Source organism: Azomonas agilis (assembly GCF_007830255.1).
Lineage (GTDB): Bacteria > Pseudomonadota > Gammaproteobacteria > Pseudomonadales > Pseudomonadaceae > Azomonas > Azomonas agilis.
In genome coordinates, this window is sequence record NZ_VLKG01000008.1 from 65,824 (window position 1) to 72,476 (window position 6,653).

The 6,653-nt window shown below is 56.5% G+C and carries 5 protein-coding genes; all 5 read right to left on the bottom strand.

Features of this window, described 5'->3' with window-relative positions; all coding sequences use genetic code 11:
* Window positions 1–9 precede the first annotated feature (9 nt).
* Window positions 10–3,123 carry an efflux RND transporter permease subunit gene (locus LX59_RS11220; protein ID WP_144571961.1) on the bottom strand — a complete coding sequence of 1,038 codons (3,114 nt, stop codon included), beginning with the start codon at window positions 3,121–3,123 and terminating at the stop codon, window positions 10–12.
* 11 nt (window positions 3,124–3,134) lie between these two features.
* Window positions 3,135–4,247 (bottom strand): efflux RND transporter periplasmic adaptor subunit, encoded by a 1,113-nt coding sequence (locus LX59_RS11225; RefSeq protein ID WP_144571962.1) that lies wholly within the window; start codon window positions 4,245–4,247, stop codon window positions 3,135–3,137.
* Entirely contained in the window at window positions 4,244–4,798 is a 555-nt protein-coding gene (locus LX59_RS11230) for a hypothetical protein (protein WP_144571963.1), read from the bottom strand. The genes LX59_RS11225 and LX59_RS11230 overlap by 4 nt, the downstream gene beginning before the upstream one ends.
* 24 nt (window positions 4,799–4,822) lie before the next feature.
* Window positions 4,823–6,079: a TolC family protein gene (locus LX59_RS11235; RefSeq protein ID WP_144571964.1), complete on the bottom strand. Its 1,257-nt coding sequence runs from the start codon at window positions 6,077–6,079 to the stop codon at window positions 4,823–4,825.
* A 97-nt stretch (window positions 6,080–6,176) separates the two neighbouring features.
* Window positions 6,177–6,554 carry a hypothetical protein gene (locus LX59_RS11240; protein ID WP_144571965.1) on the bottom strand — a complete coding sequence of 126 codons (378 nt, stop codon included), beginning with the start codon at window positions 6,552–6,554 and terminating at the stop codon, window positions 6,177–6,179.
* Window positions 6,555–6,653 lie beyond the last annotated feature (99 nt).

Consider the following 6,653-nt stretch of genomic DNA (forward strand, 5'->3'; position numbering starts at 1 on the left):
CTATGGGGGTTAAAAGGCTTCTTGTTCGTTCTGATTCAGGAGTCGTTCGCTGGGCTTGCGGCCACAGAGCCAGAACAAAATCGGAGTTAGGAAGGTATCCAGCAGGGTCGAGCTGGCCAGCCCGAAGAAAATCACTACCGCCACCGGATGCAGGATTTCCGTACCGGGGCGTTCGGCCTCAAACAGTAAGGGCGCTAGGGCGAAGGCGGTGACTAAAGCGGTCATCAGCACTGGACTCAGGCGCTCTAAAGAGCCGCGTATAATCAGGCGCGGCCCAAAGGACATGCCTTCAATACGCATCAGGTTGATGTAGTGGCTGACTTTCAGGATGCCGTTACGCACCGAAATTCCGGCTAGAGTGACAAAGCCCACCAAGGCGGCAATGGACAGCGGTTGACCGGATAACCACAGCCCAAACACCGCTCCCACCAAGGCCAGCGGAATATTGACCATAATCAGCACCGACAGCACCACCGATTGATAACGGCTGTACAGCACCACAAACATCAGTATCAGCGAGGCAATGGACAGTAAGCCCACCAGTCGAGAGGCTTCCTCTTGGGCTTGGAACTGTCCGCCCAAGGTAATGAAGTAACCTTCGGGGAGCGGGCGTTTTAGCACGATACGGATTTTTTCCACGATTTCAGACAGAGGCTGACCTTGGGCATTGGCGGACAGCACGATGCGCCGTTTGCCATCGTCACGGCTGATTTGGTTTGGGCCATCGCCTTCCTCAATCTGCGCCAAACGGGATAGGGGAATTTGACCGTTAGGCGTTTCAATCAGCAGGTTGCCCAAGCCTCTGGGTGCGCGGGCGCTGTCGGGTAAACGCAGCACCAGCGCAAAGCGGCGGCCCTGTTCAATCACCTGACTGATGCGCTCGCCCTCCACCAATTGCTGGAGCTGGGCCAAAATCTGAGGGGTGGCGATGCTGTAACGCGCGGCGGCATTGGGATCAACCTGTACTTTGATCTGTGGAGCCAGTACCTGTTTTTCCACTTCCAAATCGGCTAAGCCGGGGATTTTATCCAGTCGGGCGCGCAGAATTTCCGCTTGGGCACGCAGGGTATCGAGGTCTTCCCCAAACAGCTTAATGGCGATTTGAGAGCGCACTCCCGACAGCATGTGGTCAATGCGGTGGGAAATCGGCTGACCTACCCCAATGGCTGCCGGCAAGTGCACCAGCCGGGAGCGAATATCGCCGGTGATCTCGTCCATAGATCGGGTCAGTTCTGAGGCGGGTTTTAATCCCACGTCCAACTCGCTGACGTGCACCCCTTCCGCGTGTTCATCCAGCTCTGCCCGCCCACTGCGCCGCCCGACGTGGGTGACTTCCGGTACTTGCAGCACCAGCTTTTCCGCCTGCTGTGCGATGGTGGAAGACTCGGCCAAAGTAACTCCGGGGTTAAGGCGCAGGCCAATCAGCAAAGTACCTTCGTTAAAGGGTGGTAAAAAGGTTTTAGGGAACAAGGGCACCATGAGTAGCGAAATACTCACCAACACAAGGGAAATCCAGATCACCAGCCACGCATGGCGCAGCGCCTTGGATAAGGCTTTGTGATAACCCCGTTTTAGCGCGGCTAACAGCCAAGTATCTCCATGATCTAGAGATTTCATGCTCGGCAGTAGGTAAAAACACAGCACCGGCGTGACCGTCACCGATACCAATAGCGAGGCGAGGGTGGAGACGATAAAGGCAATCCCCAGAGGAACGAATAAACGGCCCTCCATCCCCGGTAAGGCGAACAGCGGCAGAAAGACCAGTACGATAATGGCGGTGGCGTACAGAATGGCCGAGCGCACTTCTAAGCTGGCACGGGCGATCACCTCTAAGGGCGGGAGTTGTTTTCCCCTTTGCGCGCGTTCGATTTTCAGACGGCGGAGTACGTTTTCCACATCCACTACCGCATCGTCCACCAAACCGCCGATGGCAATCGCCAGTCCGCCTAAGGTCATGGTGTTGATGGACAGGCCAAAGTGCTGAAACACCAATCCGGTGGTGAAGATGGATACCGGAATAGCCGTCAAAGCGATTAGGGTCGGGCGTAGCGTGCCTAAAAATATAAACAGGATCACCGCCACAAACACCGCTGCGCCCATCAACTTGCCCTGTAGGGTAGTGATGGAAGCCTCAATAAAATTGGCTTGGCGAAAGGTGACTTTAGGGGCTGCCATATTGCTGGGTAAGGATTGGCGCAGGGTTTCTAACGCATCCTCAATGTGGCGGGTTAATTGGATGGTGTCGGCGGTGGGTTGTTTTTGCACGCCTAAAATCACGGCAGGCAAGCCTTCAAAGCCAGCATCCCCCCGCTTAATGGCGGGAGCAAAGCGCACCTCAGCCACTTGGCGCAGCAGTATGGATTGACCGTTGCGGTTGCCGATGGCCAGATTGCTGAGGTCTTCTAAGCGCGAACTGTGGCCAAGGTGGCGGATCAGGTATTCACGGCCATTCACCTCCAAAAAGCCGCCGGAGCTGTTGGAGGAGTAACCGCGCAAAGCATCCGTCAATTGCAGCGGAGTAATGCCTAGGGTGGCCATACGATTGGTGTCCGGTAACACCTGAAATTGGCGTACCTCACCGCCGATGGGGATTACCTGCGCTACACCGGGAATGCTCATCAGGCGCGGACGTAACACCCAATCGGCGTACTCGCGCACCTGCATGGCGCTGATCTTGTTCACATCAATGGGAATGGCGATCTGCATGATCTCGCCCATGATGGAGCTGACCGGGCCCATGCGCGGAATCACGCCGGGCGGTAAGCCTTCTTCCATAGCGGTAAGGCGTTCAGAAACCATCTGCCGGGCGCGGAAAATCTCGGTGCTCCAGTCAAAGGTAACGTAGATAAACGACAGTCCGCTGCTGGATACTGAGCGGATGCTTTCTACGCCGGGCAAACCGTTGAGGGTGATTTCCAGCGGGATGCTGACCAGCTGTTCGACTTCTTCCGGAGCCATGCCCCCGGCTTCGGTCATCAGGGTGACGGTGGGCTTGTTCAGATCCGGGAATACATCCACCGGCATACGCGATAGATTGAGCAAACCATAACCCATCAGCACTAAGGCGGCGACGATCACCAACAGTCGATTATGCAGGCTGCTGTGTAGGAGCCACTTAAACATAATGGGTACTCCTAACGGATTTGGTTGATCAAAATAGCCGCCTGAGCCACTACCCGATCACCAGTGGCTAAACCGGAAGTGACGGCAATCTGAACGCCATCCAGTACCTCAAAGGTGACTAAGCGTGGCTCAAAGCGCTCCGGGTTGGTTTTAACCCACAGGATGGACTGATTGGAGGCATTTTTCATCAGTGCCGCCGCCGGTAGCGCAAAGCCTGAAATACGGCGCGCAGTCTGCACAAACACCTGTACTTTCTGACCTAGGGCCAGCTGAGTGAGTTGTTGGGTTCCCTCGCCTCGGAACAGCAGCGGCAAGGCTTGTTCGCGCAGGCTATGGGCCGAGCCCACCAAGTTAAGCGGAACCTGTTGCTCCCCTAGGGCAAGGTAGCCGCCTTGAATGCCCTGAACCTGTGCCGGATCGTAGGCGAGGGCTTCAATCCGTAATCGGGTGGGGTCGAGGATTTCGAAAATTGGGTCGCGCACATCCACCACCTGTCCGGCCACCACGTTGCTGGCCGCAATCACGCCGGAAATAGGCGCGATTAAGGCTTCACGGGCCTGAGTGCCTGCTTTTAACGCGGTGATTTGCGCCCGAATGCTGTTGAGGTTGGCATTGGCCGCATCAATTTCTTTGCGGGGCACGCTGTCGGAAAGCTCCCGCAGGCGGGCCAGATTTTTCTCAGCTAAGGCAGAATCTGCCTGTAGTGCCGCGATTTGAGCCTGTTGACTGGCTCGCTCTAAGGCTCCGGTGCTGGCCACAATAAAGGCCAAGACCTCACCCTGTTTAACCCGTTGCCCTAGACTGGGTAGGCCTTTGGCGCTGGCTTCGATGCGCCCGGCTAATAGGGCTTGTACCTTGCCTCCAGCACTAGGGTCCATGACTACCGTGCCGTTGAGTTCCAAAGTTTGCGCCAGTTCAGCCTGTTGTACGGGAAAGGTGCGTACCCCCAGTTGATGCTGAGTGGCTTTGGGGACAAACAAGCTGCCATCGGGTAAACGCTGGGGGCCGTTGCTATTGGCCACAGGCGCTGAGTCGCCGTGATCGTGGCCGGGGCCGGCCTGTGTGGGTTGGGTGAAGACTAAAGCACTGCACAATAAGGTGGTGAGGAACGGAATGGATTTCATGCTTTTACCTCAGCCCGAGGGCGATTGCGCAGGCTGTTCAGAAATCCAGCCAGTCCTAATAACAGCCCTAAGCCTCCCAGCAGCCAAGGTAATCCCGTGCTGATGAGCTGGCTAAGACCCTCGGTGTTTGAGTCGGCGTGTTCGTCCTCGTGATGAATGTCCAATTCGGCCACCAGCAAATCGCTTTGGTTTCCGACGTTAATCAGGGCAGTGAAGGCGATTTCTCCCGATTCAGGGGCTTGCCAGGTGGCGATGAATTCACCGGGGGCTATGGCCGTAACGGGAATGGGGCTACCGGAGGCCTGTAGCTCCAAGGTTGCGCCCTCAACCGGACGGTTATCCGGCGCATAATCCAGATAGAGTTTGAGTTGATTAGCTTCCATAACACCCACCAGCTCAAACTCATCGGAGGTGGCACTAAAGCGCGGCGTTGCTTGGGTGTTGGCCACTGCTGGGGCTTCATCATGGCCTTCGTGGGCGACTAAGGGATGACTGATCAAGATTAACGTGCTGACTAACACCCCAAATAAACCTTTGTATAAAGCCTGCATTTGAGATTCCTGTTTCCTATAAGGTTATTCGGGGAGTAAACCCAAAGCCTGCCGCAAACCTGAGGTTGCTGCGGCCAGCTCCAGCTTGGCCAACGCGGCCTGTTGCTGGGCTTCGATGGCTTCACGTTCAGCCCGTAAGCGATTGGGCAAGTCGGTTTCCCCAAGGCGGAAGGATTTTTCGATAAAGCCGAGGCTTTCTTGCACCAGTTGATTGCGCTGAGTGGCCAGTTGCTGCTGTTGGCGTGCGCTTTCAAAGCGCTGTACTGCCGCTTCACGTGCGGCGGCGGCTTGCTCGCGGGCCAGCTCCAACTGGGTATCCGCCTCAATAGCATCGGCTTGAGCCGAAGCTTGGCGCGCCCGGTTACGGCTGCTCGAACCCAAGGGAATCCGAATGCCAACCGTCAAGCTGCCTTCGTAGTGTTCACTGCGGTCATCGCGCTCTCGCATGGTTGATAGGCTGAGTTCGGGGTTATCTCGGGTTTGTATCTGGGCTAAAGCCGCGTTGGTACGCGCAACATGGGCTTGATCGGCCAGAGTTTGCAAGGTCGGATGGCGGCCTTCTTGGAGATTAAAGTCCGGCGGCAAGGGCTCGCCAGAAAGCTCTGGGCGGGCAGGCGGTTCGAGCAAACGGCCGGTAAGACTGCGTAACTGTTGTGTAGCGGCCAGCAACTGAGTTTTGGCCGTTTGCTGATCCAATTCTGCTTGGACGGCCAAAGCCTCCGCCTGATGTTGGTCTAGCCGAGACAGATCACCAACGCGGACGCGGCGTGCCACATCGCTGGCCAGTTGGCGGGCTTTTTTGACTCGTTCAGCGGCCAGTTGTACCTCTAATAACGCCCGCTGCCATTGCCAATAATCGGCCCGTAACAGGCCCGCAGTGCGTAGTTGGGCTGCTAGTAAGCGACTTTGAACCGCTTGGCGCTGGGCATCGGCCACAGCACCTGTACCTGAACGCTCTCCGGGCAGCCAAATGGGGGCCGAAACGCCCGCAACATGCTCACGGGTGCCTCCATTACCATTCAGCTGATCGCCTTTGGAGGAAAACTCTAAAGCCGGTGGGCCTGCCAACCAGCCGTCAGCGAACTCGCGTTGCGCGTTGGCAGACTCCTGCCGAGCGCTCAGGGAGCGGGCTTCAGGTTGGCGCGCCCAAGCGGCCTCAAATAATTGGCCTAACCTCGGTGACTCAGGTGAGGCGGCTTGAGCCAAGTTAGGCACTAAGCTGAGGATCAGGCTCAATCCCGCGCACAGGGGCCAAGGAATACTGAAGATATAGCGAAACATTGCGGTTCTTCCGTTGCAACAAAGGGAAGGAAAAAACCGGCGAGATCAGGTCGAAGAGGTTTGATTGATCTTAGGGGCTTTGAATACCGACCTCGCCTTAGGCTGCCAGATGCAAGGCTAAGGCTCGATCAGGACGCTCCGGCGGGGTTGCGGGGCGAAATAAGGTATTGGGGGGAGTCTGTTCTGGGGCCAACCTGAACCTATTCAGTACGACCAGAAAACCATCCTGTACCGGAAGGCTTAGCAGAGTAATTAGGCAACTGCTGCAATCACCATGAATGGAGGTAGTGTGCTTGTGGCTCTGCTGCGGATCGGAGGCTTCTGCAACCTCATCGGAGTCAGAATGCTGATGCAGATGGTGTCCAATATGGTTGGCCTGTACTCCCTGCTCATGTTGGCAGAACGCCGACAGCGCCGCCCAGTTGCTTTGCAACGGCAGCATGATCAGCAGAAGAAGGCTTACCCAGCGACGCATGGCATCCCGTACCAGACAGGAAATAAGAAGGCTGTGAGCCTAACAGTTTTGGAACTAGGGTGATAGAGGCTGGAGGCTGGAGGCTGGAGGCTGGAGGCT